Source organism: Hymenobacter endophyticus, from assembly GCF_032464715.1.
In the GTDB taxonomy this organism is placed as follows: Bacteria; Bacteroidota; Bacteroidia; order Cytophagales; family Hymenobacteraceae; genus Hymenobacter; species Hymenobacter endophyticus.
This window is the reverse complement of the sequence record NZ_JAWDJT010000007.1, coordinates 118,554-134,498: the sequence shown is the minus strand read 5'-3', so window position 1 is coordinate 134,498 and position 15,945 is coordinate 118,554. Positions and strand designations below refer to the sequence as shown.

Sequence of the window (15,945 nt, the reverse complement as noted above, 5' to 3'; positions counted from 1 at the left end):
CCGAAAGCACTACTCCATTTGTTTCTCGTATGGCAGGTTTGATGACTGCGTCTGCGAGTGAGGAATATGCTGAGGAATAAAATCTTCAGCAGCACCTGGTTTGCTGTAGTCATAGGGCCAGCGGTGTACGGCTGGAATTGCGCCAGGCCAGTTACCATGCCCCAGTTCCACTGGTGTCGTCCACTCCAGCGTTGTTGAGTTCCAGGGATTTTCGGTTGCCCGACGACCACGGAAGATGCTGTAGAAGAAGTTGAAAATAAAGATGAATTGACCGACGAAGGCTACAATAGCCGCTACCGAAATGAATTTGTTCAAATCAGCAAACTGGCTGAAGCTGTCAAAACCAGTCCAAGCATAGTAGCGACGAGGGAAACCGGCAATACCTACGTAGTGCATCGGCAGGAACACGAGGTACACGCCGATAAACGTCAGCCAGAAGTGAATATAGCCCAGCTTCTCGTCCATCATGCGGCCGAACATCTTGGGGAACCAGTGGTAAACACCAGCCCACAGACCGAAGAAGGCCGAAGAACCCATTACCAAGTGGAAGTGAGCTACCACGAAGTAGGTATTGTGCATCTGAATGTCCAGCGCGGCGTTACCAAGTACGATACCCGTCAGACCACCGGCGATGAACAATGACACGAAGCCAATGGAGAATAGCATGGCGGTAGTGAAGCGAATATTACCGCGCCACAGGGTAGCTAACCAGTTAAAGGTCTTTACAGCGGAAGGCACCGCAATGATCAGCGTCAGGAACATGAACACCGAGCCCAAGAAGGGATTCATGCCTGTTACGAACATATGGTGAGCCCACACAATGAACGACAGCAACGAGATACCCAACAGGGAGCCAATCATAGCGCGGTAGCCGAAGATAGGCTTACGAGCGTTGGTGGCCAGGATTTCCGACACCATACCCATAGCAGGCATGATCACGATATATACTTCAGGGTGACCCAGGAACCAAAACAAGTGTTGGAACAGAATCGGCGAACCACCCGTGTTCGACAAAGCCTTACCAGCAATGTATATATCCGACAGGAAGAATGAGGTGCCGAACGAACGATCAAAGATCAACAGAAGAGCGGCCGAAAACAGTACCGGGAATGAAAGCAGACCCAGGATAGCCGTCAGGAAAAATGCCCAGATCGTCAGGGGCAGTTTGCTCATGCTCATGCCCTGCGTCCGAAGGTTAATTACGGTAGTTATGTAGTTAACACCGCCTAGCAGCTGCGACACGATGAACAAAGCCATCGAAACCAGCCAGAGCGTCTGACCGGCACCCGAACCCGAAATGGCCTGCGGCAATGCCGACAGCGGCGGGTAAATTGTCCAGCCGGCAGCAGCGGGGCCGGTTTCAATGAACAGCGAGCTGAACATAACCACGCTGGAAGCAAAGAAGAACCAGTACGAGAGCATGTTCATGAAGCCCGAAGCCATATCACGGGCACCAATCTGCAGCGGAATTAGGAAGTTGGAGAACGTACCCGACAAACCGGCCGTCAACACGAAGAATACCATAATGGTACCGTGCATCGTCACCAGAGCCAGATAAAACTCAGGGTTGAGTTTACCGCCTTCAATCCATTTGCCTAGGAACGGCTTCAGCCATTCCAGTGTAGCCTCAGGCCAGCCAAGCTGCAAACGAAACAGACTCGACAGCGTACCACCGATAATAGCCCAGAAAATACCCGTAATCAGGAATTGCTTGGCAATGTACTTGTGGTCAGTGCTGAAAACGTATTTCTCGAGGAAGCCCTGCTCATGATGATCATGATGCTCGTCGTGGTGCAGGTGCTCATCGTGCGAAACGCCCGGCTCGGTCGCCCCGATACCGCCTTGCACTTGAGTAGGAGAATTAGCAGCCATAAATGAAGCGTGCAGTTAAATAAGTTAGAGCGAAGCTTTGGCAGCAGCCGGAACAACAGCAGCAGCCTCTTTTACAACCGGCTTATCACCTTTCTGTTTGAAGGTAGCCAGTACATCAGGGTTCTGCTCCGAGAACGACTTCTGAGCAGCAAACCAGTTTACGTAGTCGTCTGGTTCATCTACCACAATGTTCAGCTTCATGGCAAAATGCCCCCGGCCACAAATTTGGTTACAGGCCAGTTCATAGTTGAACTTAGGGTTACCCAATTGAGCACGCATATCGTCAGTAGTTTTGGTTGGAGTAAACCAAAACTTTGTAGGCATGCCAGGTACCGCATACATCTGCACGCGGAAGTGCGGCATATATACAGCGTGAAGCACGTCGCGGGAGCGAATCTTTAGCAGGACAGGGTGACCTTTGGGTACGTGAATTTCAGGTGCCACAAAATCATCTATGCCATTCTGGTCACTCAGGTCAAACCCGAACTCGTTTGTGGCATCAATCAGTCGGTAGTTTACAAGGCCTAGCTTTTGGTCGCGGCCGGGGTAACGAACTAACCAGTTAAACTGCTTGCCCATTACTTCTACAACAATGGCATCTTTAGGCGCAGGGCCAGTGATACGCGTCCACTCTTTCCATCCGGCGAATACCAGACCAGCCATTACGATGGCTGGGATAATCGTCCAGATAACTTCAATCTTGTTATTGTGGGGGAAAAAGAAAGCACGACGACCTTCTTTATGCTGGTATTTGTAAGAGTAGACAAACAGCAGAACTTGAGTCAGCGTAAATACGATGCCCAGAATGATCATTGTCGTCCAGAACATACGCTCAGTAGCATGGCCATGCACGGATGCAATGGGAGGGTTCATCTTGTCGTAGCTGTCAACGAACGACCAAGCAAAGGCCGCTCCACCAACTACCAAGAAGATGATGAACAGGATGGCATTTACGCGGTTGCTAACGCCTACTTCGCGGGTAGAACTGCCCGAGAAGATAGAGGTTAGGATCTGGAGGCGAAACAGCAGGCCAAACACGACCAGCAGCAACACCAGCACCAGAAGAATACCAAGAGTAGTCATTTGGAAAGAAGTTAGAAGCTAAGAGCTAGGAACCGGAAGTCAAATCATAGAGTATTCTTACTCTTGGCTTCCAATTCCTAGCTTCTTCAAATTTAGGTAGTGTGGTGGACGCTTTCATCCAAGAAAGGATGATGAACTGGCACCAGTGATGCCTGCGCCAAGCGGTTGGTCATGAGCGTGAGGAAAGCCCCCAGGAAAATCAAGGCTACCCCAATCTCAATTACAAACCCGTTTTCAGCCTTCATCGTTCCGGGCATGATAGCCAAATAGAAGTCCGACCAGTGTCCTATCAGAATGGCGATGCTTACAATCTTGAGCATGATCATCTGACGCTTGGCATCACGAGTCATAAGCACTAAGAAGGGAAACACGAAGTTAATAAACAGGTTACCAAAGAACATCCAAGTGTACTGACCGTTGAACCCACCTAGGCGCTGGTTGAAGTAAACAGACTCTTCGGGAAGGTTAGCGTACCAGATCAGCATGAACTGCGAGAACCATACGTAGGTCCAGAAGATGCTGAAACCAAACATAAATTTGCCGAGGTCGTGCAAGTGGCCTTCTTTTACCCAGTGCAAGTAACCTGCTTGTTTCAGCAGAATAGTGCAGAGCGTAATTGCAGCCAGACCCGATACCCACCAAGAAGCGAAGATATACCAGCCAAACATGGTTGAGAACCAGTGCGTGTCAATAGACATAACCCAGTCCCAAGCAGCAATAGGCGACGACACTGCATAGATTACCAGAAACAGTGCTGCTGTGTTGATGCTTTTATGGAAGTACTCTGTACCACCATTCAGATCTTCTGCCAGCGAAAGGTCGCGTAGTTTCTTGGTAAAGAATGCCCACAGCCCTAAGAAAATAATCATGCGGGCAACATAGAAGGGCATATTCAAAAAACCCGATTTACCTGCAATGATGGCATCATAGTTTTCCGACTTAGGATCCATGATACCTGGCATGGTCCAATGGAAGATATCATGCGTGAAGTAGCTGATAGCAAACACCACAATCATGATTACCAATCCAGGTATGAGCCACGCGCTGAGTGCTTCCGCTACTCGTTTTACCAATACCGACCAGCCTGCATAAGCCACGTATTGAATAGCGACGAACACTGTACCAATGGAGGCTACCCCAGTGAAGAATACGTTGTTATGCCACAAGCTTACGATTAGGCGCTTAAGCCAGGGAGCACTACCGTGGTGTTCGGCAGCTCCGTGAGCAGCACCGTGGGCAGCAGCGGCACCTTCATGGTGCGCAGCTCCAATACCCATCATGGACATGATGATGCCGACTACCAACAGAACTACGCCTGCTACGATAATCAGCATGAAATTTTTACGGGTGCCCGGCGAAACCTCCAGGTGTTCAGCCGTAACGCTCTCTTGATGCGTCAGAGTTGCCATAGAAGTAGGTTAAATAGCCGTGCCGTTTCGTGCTTTGTCACCTTGTCCAGGAGTTTCCGATGCTTTATCGGAACCTGCCTCAGTGGGATTTTCCTTCATTTGACCAGTGGTCGAAGTTGAGTCAGCAGTGGGTACGTTGGCGTTAGCACTACCTGACTTCACTATGTCAGCAAGTCCGTCAGGGCCTTTGCCCAGTTGAAGAGCACGAACGTACATGGCAATCTTCCACCGTTCCTCCGGATTAACTTGAGAACCGTGGGGCATCATGCGGCCTTTACCCCACTGAATTACGTGGTAGATATGGCCGTCATTCATGGTTTTGTAGGCGCCAGCCGAATAGTTTGGCACACCTTTGAACTTGGCTCCTACTGGCCCTTGGCCGTCACCTTGTTCACCATGGCAGTGCTGGCAGTTGCGCAGGTACAACACTTTACCTTCTTCCAAGTTGGCTTTGGAGTAAGCGTAAGGATTGCGCAAGGAAGTTTCAGCTGTAGCCACATCCTCCTTGGCAATGTGCGTGTAGTAGTTGAGCTTTCCACGGGGAACAGTACCAACTGCCGGAGTGCGCTCATTAATGCCCATGGGGTTAACCGTGTTGGCATTCACTTGGCGCAGCGGATCGTAGGGAATACCTTCGTACATCTCCGGAGCGTACTCCAGGCCGGGGTCATCGGCGCGGTTGCAGGCGGTGGTGAACACCGATGCCAGCAGAACCGCCGACGCTTGCAGAGTTAGTTTCAGCGAGTGCGTCATTAGAACTTGGACATTTCTTTTTGGTTCACCTCCGAAGCCCCGTTGTCACGCAGCAGCTGAGTCAGCTTGGTCATATCCGTGTTTTCGTTCACTTCAATGGCCACTACAAACTTATCATCGGTAGAGCGGACATCCAGCACAGGCGTTTTCCAGCGTGGGTACAGCTTGCTGATGGTATAGAAGGTGATTACCATACCGTGGCAGCAGAAGAGTACTGTTAACTCAAACGACACCGGAATAAAGGAAGGAAGCGCAATGTGTGGCTTACCACCGATAATCATTGGCCAATCAAAGCCCAACGTGTAAATCTGCAGCCACAAAGCGAAGCACAGACCCGTCAGGCCGAAGAAGAAGGCCGCAATAGGCAGGCGGGAACGTTCAATACCGAGAGCGTCATCCATTCCGTGGATGGGGAACGGCGTGAAAACTTCGTAGATCTTAACACCCGCATCGCGGACGTTTTCAACGGCGTGCAGTAGCACGTCTTCGTCGTCGAAGATGCCGAGGGCGAAGCGCTTAGTCATGCTTATCGTAGTTTACAGAGGCCGAGGCAGGTACTCCGTGGGTGGTAGCAGGCTGATGAGCGTGGTGGGCGGCGTCATGGCCGGTATAGGTCGGGCCGTTATCCACGGTGTATTTCAGTACCGACTTCACTTCTGCCATGTTAATTACCGGGAAGAACTTGGCAAATAGCAGGAACAGCGTGAAGAACAGGCCAATGGTACCAACATAGATGCCGATATCAATAATAGTGGGCGAGAACATAGCCCAGCTAGAAGGCAGGTAGTCGCGGTGCAGGGAGGTTACAATAATCACGAAACGCTCAAACCACATCCCGATATTCACGATGATCGACAAGATGAAAGTCAATGGGATGCTGTAACGCACCCGACGAATCCACACCAGCTGGGGAGTGATTACGTTGCAGGTCATCATCGACCAGTAAGCCCACCAGTAAGGACCGGTAGCGCGGTTGATAAAGGCGTACTGCTCGAATTCTACGCCCGAGTACCAGGCAATGAAGAACTCCGTGATATAAGCCACCCCCACAATCGAACCGGTAATCATCATGATTTTATTCATGAGGGCAATGTGCTCGATGGTGATGTAGTCTTCCAGCTTGAATACTACCCGGGTAATGAGCATCAGTGTCAGTACCATTGCGAAACCGGAGAAGATAGCACCGGCTACGAAATAAGGCGGGAAGATGGTGGTGTGCCAGCCTGGCACTACCGAGGTAGCAAAGTCCATCGATACGATGGTGTGTACCGATAGTACCAGCGGCGTTGAAACACCGGCCAGAATCAGGGAAACTGTTTCGTAGCGGCTCCAGTGTTTGGCCGAGCCTTTCCAGCCCATACTCAGCAGCGAGTACGCTACTTTGGCAATAGGACCTTTGGCCCGGTCACGGATGGTAGCGAAGTCGGGAACCAGACCCGTGTACCAGAACACCAGCGACACGGTGAAGTAGGTCGAAATAGCAAACACGTCCCACAGCAGTGGGGAGTTGAAGTTCACCCACAGCGAACCGAAGGTGTTTTGCAGCGGGAAAACCCAGAAGGCTAGCCAAGGGCGGCCCATGTGCAGAACTGGGAACATAGCGGCGCAGATTACGGCGAAGATCGTCATAGCCTCTGCGGCGCGGTTAATCGAGGTGCGCCACTTCTGGCGGAACAGTAGCAGAACTGCCGAAATCAGCGTGCCGGCGTGACCGATACCTACCCACCACACGAAGTTGGTGATATCCCAGGCCCAGCCAACGGTTTTGTTCAGGCCCCATTCCCCGATACCGTACCACAGCGTGCGGTACACGGAGTAGAAGAAGACGCCAAGGAGCAAAAGGGCGACGCTCAGGGCGGCCATCCACCGAACATTCGGGGCGGCTTCTACCTGGCGGCACACGTCCTGCGTGACGTCGTGGTACGTTTTCCCCCCGGTAACGAGCGGCTCCCGTACAGGCGATACGTGCTGCATAGTTTTTTGGACTTAAAGGAATTGTGAGGGAGGGCTGTAGTGCGGTGGGCGCTTCTACCCTCCCCCGTGGCTCGGTTTCTAGGCGTTGAACTCCGAAGTTTCCGTGTTCCGGATCTTCGTCAGGTACGTAATGTTCGGCTGTACGTTGATAGCATCAAGTACGTGGAAAGCACGCTCACCATCTTCACGGCGGAGCAGCTTAGATATACGCGACTCGGGGTCCCGCATATCACCAAACACGATGGCTTGCGTGGGGCAGGACTGAGCACAGGCCGAAACAACTTCCCCGTCTTGCGGACGACGCTTTTGCTTCTTGGCTTCCAGCTTGCCGAGTTGGATACGCTGCACGCAAAGAGAGCATTTCTCCATTACCCCGCGGGCCCGTACTGTCACGTCCGGATTGAGTACCATCCGGCCAAGATCAGTGAACATGTGACCGTTTACTGACTCGAACTTCTCGTTAGTGTAATACGAGAACCAGTTGAAGCGACGAACCTTATATGGGCAGTTGTTAGCGCAGTAACGAGTACCTACGCAACGGTTGTAGGTCATTTGGTTTAGACCTTCCGAGCTGTGCGTGGTAGCCAATACTGGGCACACTGTTTCGCAAGGAGCATGATTGCAATGCTGGCACATCATGGGCTGGAAGATTACTGAGGGATTCTCAGAGGGGTCTTCCATAGCTGCATATGTATCCAGCTTACCTTTGGTGTCGAAGTCTGATTTATGGGCATCAGAGCTGTAATACCGGTCGATACGCATCCAGTGCATCTCGCGACGGTTAATTACTTCTTGCTTACCAACTACCGCTACGTTGTTCTCTACTTGGCAACCCACCACGCAAGAGCCGCAGCCGATGCAGGAGTTGAGGTCGATAGCCATTCCCCAATGGTGGTTCTTGTACTCGTAGTCCTGCCACAGAGAAACCTTATTAGGCTTCTGTAACCCTTCTGGAGTCGAAATCTTCTCGTACTCCGTAACCTCCTTGGGGTCTTTGATATACTGGGCCAGCGTAGCCTCTTGCACCACCGGCTTACGGTCCATGATGGTGTGATGCGTCTGTGTTTGGGCAATAGGCTCCTGAGTGCCGGTAGCGGTTAGGGTAACAGCAGTAGCATAGCTGATGGCGTCATTGCGCATGGACAGCAACGGCAGAACATTTTTGCCTAGGCCATTACCAACTTTGCCAGCGTTAACGCGACCGTATCCAAGAGCAATACCTACCGTACCAGCAGCCTGACCAGGTTGAATGAGGATAGGTAATTGAACGGATTTGCCGTTGGCCGTTACAGTCACCACATCGTCCTGCTTCCACTTCTGGGCTTCGGCATATGCGCGTGGCACAGTTACGTAGTTACCCCAAGTAGCTTTAGTTACCGGATCAGGCAACTCTTGCAGCCAAGGGTTGTTGCCATCAGCACCACTGCCAACTCCTACTTTCTCATACACCATCAACTCTATACCCGAGGATTTCGGAGCTGATTTGATAGCAGCAATGGCAGCAGCAGCGTCCATAGCAGGAGCCGTTGAGGCAGCAGCTGCTGGAGCAGCAGTACCCATGGCTACACCATCGTGTACTGCCTTATCCCAGGCTTTATTGAAGTCGCCTCCTAGTACAGCTTTCCACTGAGCGCGGAGGTAGTTGTAATAAGTAGTGGGGTTACCAGCCCAAGTCAGCAAGGAATCCTGAGCCTGACGAGTGGCGAATAGTGGAGTAATCACTGGCTGAGCCAAGCTCAGATAGCCACGCTTGGGCTCGTAATCATTCCACGACTCCAGGAAATTATGATCGGGAGCGGAGTAGGTGCACAACTCACCGGTTTCATCCAGGCGGTCATTTAGCGAAATGGTCGTGCGAACCTTACCAGCTTTTAGTGCAGCTGCCAGGTCGGCACCCATTGGGTGGTCGTATACCGGGTTTGCGTTGTAAAAGATAACTGCCCCAACTTGGCCTGCACTGATAGCTTTGAGCAGGTTGCTCATTTTAGCGTCATCCCCCTGGCGAACCATTGAAGGATTAGCCACGTCAACAGCAGCCGAACCCAACCGCTGGTTGATGGCCGTTACCAACGCCTGCACTGCAGGGTCATTGGAACCTGATACAACCAAACCACGCGAACCAGCTTTGGCCAGCTCGGAGGCAGCAGTTTGAATGCGCTTATCGGTATAAGAAGAGGCGCTACCACCACCTACAACCGTATTGTACACCGCCAGCACAGCCTCACCCAGTTCGGAGGGCTTCAACGGCACGCGCACGTCGGCATTAGAGCCGGTCAGGGACATGTTGCTCTCGAACTGGAAGTGACGCGACATCGTCTTCTTCTCGCTCGAAACCTTACGGTTGGTTATGTACTGACGGGCAAATTCAACCGGCGACAGCCAAGTACCTAGGAAGTCAGCGCCAAAGCTTACGATAACATCAGCTTTGCTGAAGTCGTAGGCTGGCAGCGCACCGCCATTGGCGCGCAGCAGGCCTGATACTGAGTTCACGTCGTACATCACGTGCTCCGTACCGGCAAAACGCCCAGCAAACTCCGCAATTACCTTTTTAGTGGAAGGGCTAATGATGGTGTGCGATACAATAGCAACACGACCAGCCCCAGCCAGTGCATTACGCACTTCCTGGTCCAGTTGATCTTTGTCGATTTTAGCACCCTTTTTGGCGAAGTGCTGCAGACGGCCGCCATCATACAAGCTCAAAACGGAAGCTTGCGCACGGGCCGACAAACCGCCCCGGGTAATGGGTGACTCGGGGTTACCTTCCAGCTTGATCGGACGACCTTCGCGGGTTTTCACCAGCACGCTGTTGTAATCCTGGCCGTTGAAGAAGGTAGAGGCGTAAAAGTTGGCAATACCCGGATCTACCTCTTCTGGTTTGTTGAGGTAGGGAATAGCCTTTTTGATCGGGGTTTCGCAACTGGCGAGGGTGGCGGCAGCTAAGCCGAAACCCATGAGCTTGAGGAAGTCGCGGCGCGGGGCCACCGTGGCATCCGAGGTGCCATGGGTTTCCTTCATCGGCATGAAGTCAGCAAACTCAGAGAGTGCATTCTTCACGAACTCCGGTGAGTTCTCCAGTTCCTCAATTCCCTTCCAGTACTTAGGCGACTCTTGCATCGTGTTTTTGGAACTTAGGGTCTTAGGGACTTAGGGACTTGGAGTGTAACGTCCGATAAGTCGCTAAGTAGGCTGTTTTTGTAGAGGTAGGTGAGGCCTTGAGCGCCCGGAGCTGGTTAAGAGGCCAGCTACCCAGGAGCCCAAGGCCCTAGCTTACTAGTAGTGGCACTTCGAACACTCGGTACCGCCGTTCGACGATACGGTGAACGGCACGGCACCATTGGCCGAGTCGTGTAGCTTCACGAGGTTGTCGTAGTATCCGTTGCCCTTGGTATTGAGGGGCGTTTCGCGGTGACAGTTAATGCACCAGCCCATGGTGAGGGGCGAGTATTGGTACACCACTTCCATGTTCTGGATGGGACCGTGGCAGGTCTGGCATTCAATACCACCTACCTGCGTGTGCTGGGAGTGGTTGAAGTAGGCCAGATCGGGCAGGTTGTGCACACGCACCCATTGAATGGGCTGCTTGCGCTCAATAGCGCGGTAGATTTTCTTGATTTCCGGCGACTCTGTTTTGATCTGCGAGTGGCAGTTCATGCAGATGTTGGGGGAAGGAATGTTAGCCGATTTGCTCTTGTACACTGACGTGTGGCAGTAGGCGCAATTGATTTGGTGCTCACCAGCGTGCAGTTTATGCGAGAAGGCAATGGGTTGCGTAGGCTGGTAGCCCTGCTGCAAACCTACGCCCATGGCACCCTGAATGCTCTCATACAACACCGCCAGCACGAACACCACGCCCACAATAGCGCGGACTGCTGTTGATTTGTAGATTTTCGAGAAGTCAAAGCGCTGGTCGATTACCTCCACGTCACGGCCGTCCAGGTCTTTGCGACCCCGCAGCACGTCCTTCATGATGTTAGCAATGATAACCAGCGTTACCACCAGCACAATCAGTACTACCACCAGCACGATGAGCAGCACATTCATGTACTTGCCAGCCCCGGCAGCGTCGTCACCAGCATCGGCAGTAGCGGTACCATCACCGGCGGGTTTCGTACCATCACCTGCAATTGGATCTTTACCAGCAACTCCGCCTTCCTGCGAAGTGGTGTAGGCAATGATGGAGGTGATTTCAGCATCTGACAGCTGGAAGCTGGGCATCTGCTGTTTCTGATACTGGTTGAAGATTTTCACGGCGTACTCGTCGCCGCTGGCCACCAGTTTGCTGGAGTTCTTGATCCATGGAATAATCCAGGACATTGGCCGGCGCTTGGTGATACCGGCCAGTGCCGGACCTACTACCACCTCGTTCACGGCGTGGCACTGGGCGCAGTTACCTTTAAAAAGAGCGTCGCCGGCGGCAATGGCAGCAGCGTCGCCAGCGGGGGCGCCGGCAGCGGCGGCGGCGGGGGCAGCGGCCGCCGTAGCGCCGGGTGCCACGCCGGCTTTGCTCGGATCAGCCGCTGTGCCTTGAGCGAAGGACGAGCCTACGCTAGCAAAGAACAGAGACAGAGCGAGAAAGAGGCGGGAAAGGGGTCGTAGTCGGATGCTATCCATAGCACAAATTGACTGAAAAAAAGAAACGCGGGGGTGCTTCAAGGCCACAAATGTAGGTTGGGAAACCCAGAGAACAAACCGGCTTGGGCTAATTTTCGCCCTATTCCGGAAGCTTAGAAACATTCTAAAAAGACTTGGTTCACCGAAAACAACAACAAGTAGCAGCAACTCCTTGCTTCACAAGCCCTCACCAGCTCAGCTATATATAAAGGATTGTATGGCTATATCGGCACCGGTGCTAGCCAGAGCCCTCTCCTTACAGGCTCCGTCTTTTGCAATTGATGATCAGCTTATTAGAAAAGAGGTCTTTCACCAAAAAGAGTCGTGAGGCAGTAGCAGGTGCCGTAAATTGTGCTATCTTTGCCCCTCATTTAGTTTTTCACACAATTTTCACCCCGTCGTAATGGCAGTAAGAAATTACGAGACGGTCTTCATTTTGACTCCCGTTCTGAACGAGAGCCAAGTGCAAGAGACGGTCGAGAAGTTCTCGCAGGTGCTTAAGGAAAATAGCGCCGACATCATCAACACTGAAGCTTGGGGCCTCAAGAAACTGGCGTACCCAATTCAGAAAAAGAACACTGGTTACTACTTCCTGGTAGAGTTCACCGGTGAAGGTAACGTGGTGGATACGCTGGAACTGGCGTTCCGCCGTGACGAGCGGGTTATCCGCTTCCTCACTACTGTACTGGACAAGCACGCCGTGGCTTACGGGGCGCGTCGTCGTAAAGGCGAGATGAACCAGCAGAAAGTTAAACAATCGGAAGCCGTAGCCCAGTAAGACCATGAGCCTCGCCAACGAAAAGATCCACAAGCAGGATACCCGCAAAAAGTACTGCCGCTTCCAGAAGAACGGCATTAAGTACGTTGATTACAAAGACCCGAACTTCCTGCTGAAGTTTGTAAACGAGCAGGGCCGCATCCTGCCCCGTCGTATTACCGGCACCAGCCTGAAGTTTCAGCGCAAAGTAGCCCAAGCCGTAGCAAAAGCTCGTCACTTGGCTCTGATGCCCTACGTAACCGACTCTTTGAAATAGATTGTCAGTGTTTAGTTGTCAGTTGTCAGTTGACGGTCTTGCGCCCCCGCAATGACTACCAACCAACAGCCAGCAGCTAGCAACTCAATAAAGACATGGAAGTAATTCTGAAAGACGACGTTAAAGGTCTGGGCTATAAGAACGACACCGTAACGGTGAAGCCCGGCTACGGCCGCAACTACCTGCTCCCGCAGGGTCTGGCCGTTCTGGCCGATAAGACCAACAAGAAAATCGTAGCTGAGAACGTACGTCAGGCAGCTCACAAAGCTGACAAAATCAAAGGCGACGCTCAGGCTATTGCTAACCAAATTGGTGACTTGGTGCTGGAAATTCCAGCTAAAGTGGGTGAAAGCGGCAAAATCTTCGGCCGCGTAACCACACTGCAGCTGGCCGACGCCCTGAAAGCGAAAGGCGTTGATGTTGACCGCAAGCGTTTGTCGTTCGACTCGGAGCCCGGCTCGGTAGGCGAATACACCGCTACGGCTGACTTGCACCGTGAGGTAAAGCACAAAGTACGTTTCAACGTAGTAGCTGAATAAGCTACGCGTTTTAGCACTCTAAAACGCCCGGTTGCGGAAGCAGCCGGGCGTTTTGTTTGTATTTGTGTAGGATGCGCGCAAAGCTCCCGACTATTACAGACCTTTGTGCGTACAAGGTTTCAACAGTCTGCTCTGGCAGGCCTGTATTACCTGATATTGTATTTTCAGCGGCTTTTGCTCCGCGTCCTTAGGGCGCGCTCCTGTAATCTTGGCTTAACTGCCCGGGTGCGGGATGCCCCGGCAGATTGATCGTCTATTGGCTCAGTTGAGGGCCGTATCACATCCAATGTTTCGTACCGAACTTCCGCTTACGCCTCATCCCCAACAGCTGCCGCTTTCGGCCCGGGTGCTGACGATAGGCTCCTGTTTCTCGGATTCCATCGGGTCGCGCCTGCGCGACTTTAAGGTGACCACCATGGTCAACCCGTTCGGAACCGTCTTCAACCCGATTTCCGTCTGCCGTTTGCTTCGGGCGGCTGCCGGCGAGGACATGGACTGGCAGCAGCACGTGGTGGAGGCTCGGGGCCGCTGGCAAAGCCACGACTTACACGCTGAGATAGGGGCTGAGACGCCGGTCGAGCTACTGCAGCATATCCAGACGCTGACCCGCGAGGTAGGCGTGTTTCTGGCTACTGCCGATGTGGTAGTACTCACGTTAGGTTCAGCCTTTGCCTACCGTCTGCGCGAAACCGATGCCATCATCAGTAACTGTCACAAGCTTCCGGCCGAGAAATTCGAAAAGGAGCTGCTGACGGCCGACGATATCATTGCCGCCGTAGCCGAAACCCACGCTTACCTGCGGCGCATCAACCCACGTTTGCGGTTTATTCTGACGGTTAGTCCCGTGCGTCACATCAAGGACACGCTGGTGCTGAACTCGACCAGCAAATCTATGCTGCGGGTAGCTTGCCACTACCTCAGCGAACTGCTGCCCGACGTTACCTATTTCCCGGCTTACGAGCTGCTGCTGGACGATTTGCGCGACTACCGCTTTTACGCGGCCGATATGCTGCATCCATCCGAGGTAGCCGAAAATTACATTTGGGAACGGTTTACGCGTACGTATTTTGATGCTGGTTTCGGTCGTTTCAAGAAAGAGTGGGAAGGTATCCGGCAGGCAATGGGCCACAAACCCACGTATGCCGCCGCACCCGAACACCGGCAGTTTCTGGAAAGCACGCTGGAGCGTCTGCGCCGCCTCGGTCCCCAGGCCGACGTACGCATGGAAACGTTGCACCTGGAGCGTGAGCTGGCTGATCTGCCCCTTCCCTACTCCGCCCCCGAGCCGGAGCCGGAAGAAGAGGACGACGAGGAGCGCATTGACATTGGCGAATACGCGGAGAAAACTCCGACTTCGCAGGCCTCTTTGCTGGGAGCCGGAGCTGGCATCCTGCGCGAAGATCCAATCGACGATGACAACGAAGAGGAAGAGCAGGATGAACCCGCATCCACTCCCGACTCAGCTTACGAACACGCTTATGCGGCCGGCCTAGCCGACGAGGAGCAGGACGAAGAGGACGCTGAGGAAGCAGATGCTGCCGTTGTTGAAGGAGAAGAGCCAGCCCGCCGCAAGAAACGCCGCTCCCGGGGCGGAGCGAAGCGTACGAAACGCAAACACGCCCGCTTGGCAGCCGAAGCTGCCGGATCTGTTGCTTCGGAGCAGGTTACGAGCAGCCTGGAGCCGCTGACCGCCGTTGGAACGGGGCAGGTGCAGCAGACAGCGCGTGGGGAGCAGACGGATGCTGAGCAGATACCTGCCCTGGCAGAAACCCCGGAGCCAGAGCAAAACGAGCCGGCCCGCCGCAGCCGCAACAACCGCCGTAACCAGCGGGAACGGCCCGAGCGCTCGGGTTCCCGCACTGCCCGGCCGGCTTTGTATGCCGAAGAACCGACCGCAACGGAAGTCGCCGGAACGCCGGAGCCCATTGCCCCGGCATCGGCCGAAGAAAACCAGCCGACTACCCAACCAGTCTCCACGGAGCAGGCACCGCAACCGTCAGACACTGAGTTGGCTGTTACAGAACCTCTTGCTGTACCGGAAGCTGAGGAGCAGGCCCCCCGCCCAAAACGGGCACCAGCCAGCCGTAGCCGGAAAAAGCCGGTTGATAAGACGGAGCCTGTATCGGAGACTGTGCCTTCATCGGAAGAGGTAGCGGCTGTTGAACAGGCCAACCCGGCGCCGGCAGAGTTACCGGTTGTGGCTAGTGAGGCTACCGAGGTAGCCGCTTCAGTGGTAGCTGCCGCGCCGCCGGCCCGCGCCCGTCGCAAGCCGGCGGCGAAAGTGGCTGCCCCGGTGGCCCCGGTGGCTGTCGAGCCTGTAACTGAACCGAGCATCGACATTCCGGCTGCAACTGCGGCCGAAACTCCGGCAGCCAAACCCGCCCGCAAGCGGCCGGCCCGCAAGCCCAAGCCGGCAGAGGCTCCCGAGGTTTCCATTGCTGCCGCTGAGCCGGTGGAAACGGCACCTGAACTACCAGCCGGAACGCCGACGGCACCCAAGCGCAAGCCTAGGCCACCGCGCAAGAAGCCGGCCACCGATGCTTCGGCTACCGAAAACAGCTAATTGAAAACCCGGCCGCCAGTGGTCGGGTTTTCTTTTTTAGTAGGCTTTCGGCGCGCCAAGAAAGCATAGCCCGGCCGTATCTTTACCAACTGGCCAGCACCCAGACC

The 15,945-nt window shown here is 53.7% G+C and carries 12 protein-coding genes; 4 read left to right on the top strand and 8 right to left on the bottom strand.

Annotated elements, in window-relative coordinates; all coding sequences use genetic code 11:
* Positions 1-9 precede the first annotated feature (9 nt).
* The 8 genes from ROI90_RS12000 to ROI90_RS11965 form a co-directional block, all read right to left on the bottom strand.
* A complete protein-coding gene (locus tag ROI90_RS12000) occupies positions 10-1,872 on the bottom strand; it encodes a cytochrome c oxidase subunit I (RefSeq protein WP_315998588.1) in 1,863 nt (620 codons plus the stop codon).
* A 24-nt stretch (positions 1,873-1,896) separates the two neighbouring features.
* Positions 1,897-2,955: a cytochrome c oxidase subunit II gene (locus ROI90_RS11995; protein ID WP_315998587.1), complete on the bottom strand. Its 1,059-nt coding sequence runs from the start codon at positions 2,953-2,955 to the stop codon at positions 1,897-1,899.
* Between the two features lie 92 nt (positions 2,956-3,047).
* Positions 3,048-4,364 (bottom strand): quinol:cytochrome C oxidoreductase, encoded by a 1,317-nt coding sequence (locus ROI90_RS11990; protein WP_315998586.1) that lies wholly within the window; start codon positions 4,362-4,364, stop codon positions 3,048-3,050.
* 9 nt (positions 4,365-4,373) lie between these two features.
* Positions 4,374-5,117: a c-type cytochrome gene (locus ROI90_RS11985; protein ID WP_315998585.1), complete on the bottom strand. Its 744-nt coding sequence runs from the start codon at positions 5,115-5,117 to the stop codon at positions 4,374-4,376.
* Complete coding sequence (locus ROI90_RS11980) at positions 5,117-5,641, bottom strand: DUF3341 domain-containing protein (RefSeq protein WP_315998584.1); 525 nt, start codon at positions 5,639-5,641, stop codon at positions 5,117-5,119. The genes ROI90_RS11985 and ROI90_RS11980 overlap by 1 nt, the downstream gene beginning before the upstream one ends.
* Positions 5,634-7,091 carry an NrfD/PsrC family molybdoenzyme membrane anchor subunit gene (gene nrfD, locus ROI90_RS11975; RefSeq protein WP_315998583.1) on the bottom strand — a complete coding sequence of 486 codons (1,458 nt, stop codon included), beginning with the start codon at positions 7,089-7,091 and terminating at the stop codon, positions 5,634-5,636. Before nrfD ends, ROI90_RS11980 begins: the two co-directional genes overlap by 8 nt.
* A 78-nt stretch (positions 7,092-7,169) precedes the next feature.
* On the bottom strand, positions 7,170-10,205 hold the full coding sequence (locus tag ROI90_RS11970) for a TAT-variant-translocated molybdopterin oxidoreductase (RefSeq protein ID WP_315998582.1): 3,036 nt from the start codon (positions 10,203-10,205) through the stop codon (positions 7,170-7,172).
* Between the two features lie 156 nt (positions 10,206-10,361).
* Positions 10,362-11,702, bottom strand: coding sequence for a cytochrome c3 family protein (locus ROI90_RS11965; protein WP_315998581.1), 1,341 nt, complete (start codon positions 11,700-11,702; stop codon positions 10,362-10,364).
* 403 nt (positions 11,703-12,105) lie between these two features.
* Between ROI90_RS11965 and rpsF the strand changes: the two genes are divergently transcribed.
* The 4 genes from rpsF (at position 12,106) to ROI90_RS11945 (ending at position 15,838) form a co-directional block, all read left to right on the top strand.
* On the top strand, positions 12,106-12,480 hold the full coding sequence (gene rpsF / locus ROI90_RS11960; RefSeq protein ID WP_125421248.1) for a 30S ribosomal protein S6: 375 nt from the start codon (positions 12,106-12,108) through the stop codon (positions 12,478-12,480).
* Positions 12,481-12,484: 4 nt separating this feature from the next.
* On the top strand, positions 12,485-12,736 hold the full coding sequence (gene rpsR / locus ROI90_RS11955; protein WP_044002832.1) for a 30S ribosomal protein S18: 252 nt from the start codon (positions 12,485-12,487) through the stop codon (positions 12,734-12,736).
* 95 nt (positions 12,737-12,831) lie between these two features.
* On the top strand, positions 12,832-13,275 hold the full coding sequence (gene rplI, locus ROI90_RS11950) for a 50S ribosomal protein L9 (protein ID WP_315998580.1): 444 nt from the start codon (positions 12,832-12,834) through the stop codon (positions 13,273-13,275).
* A gap of 286 nt (positions 13,276-13,561) precedes the next feature.
* Positions 13,562-15,838, top strand: a complete 2,277-nt coding sequence (locus ROI90_RS11945) for a GSCFA domain-containing protein (RefSeq protein ID WP_315998579.1) — start codon at positions 13,562-13,564, stop codon at positions 15,836-15,838.
* Positions 15,839-15,945 lie beyond the last annotated feature (107 nt).

Excerpts from the sequence above, each read along its gene's own strand:
- ROI90_RS12000 (WP_315998588.1), bottom strand. The coding sequence starts at position 1,872 with ATGGCTGCTAATTCTCCTACTCAAGTGCAAGGCGGTATCGGGGCGACC.
- ROI90_RS11995 (WP_315998587.1), bottom strand. The coding sequence starts at position 2,955 with ATGACTACTCTTGGTATTCTTCTGGTGCTGGTGTTGCTGCTGGTCGTG.
- ROI90_RS11990 (WP_315998586.1), bottom strand. The coding sequence starts at position 4,364 with ATGGCAACTCTGACGCATCAAGAGAGCGTTACGGCTGAACACCTGGAG.
- ROI90_RS11985 (WP_315998585.1), bottom strand. The coding sequence starts at position 5,117 with ATGACGCACTCGCTGAAACTAACTCTGCAAGCGTCGGCGGTTCTGCTG.
- ROI90_RS11980 (WP_315998584.1), bottom strand. The coding sequence starts at position 5,641 with ATGACTAAGCGCTTCGCCCTCGGCATCTTCGACGACGAAGACGTGCTA.
- nrfD (WP_315998583.1), bottom strand. The coding sequence starts at position 7,091 with ATGCAGCACGTATCGCCTGTACGGGAGCCGCTCGTTACCGGGGGGAAA.
- ROI90_RS11970 (WP_315998582.1), bottom strand. The coding sequence starts at position 10,205 with ATGCAAGAGTCGCCTAAGTACTGGAAGGGAATTGAGGAACTGGAGAAC.
- ROI90_RS11965 (WP_315998581.1), bottom strand. The coding sequence starts at position 11,702 with ATGGATAGCATCCGACTACGACCCCTTTCCCGCCTCTTTCTCGCTCTG.
- rpsF (WP_125421248.1), top strand. The coding sequence starts at position 12,106 with ATGGCAGTAAGAAATTACGAGACGGTCTTCATTTTGACTCCCGTTCTG.
- rpsR (WP_044002832.1), top strand. The coding sequence starts at position 12,485 with ATGAGCCTCGCCAACGAAAAGATCCACAAGCAGGATACCCGCAAAAAG.
- rplI (WP_315998580.1), top strand. The coding sequence starts at position 12,832 with ATGGAAGTAATTCTGAAAGACGACGTTAAAGGTCTGGGCTATAAGAAC.
- ROI90_RS11945 (WP_315998579.1), top strand. The coding sequence starts at position 13,562 with ATGTTTCGTACCGAACTTCCGCTTACGCCTCATCCCCAACAGCTGCCG.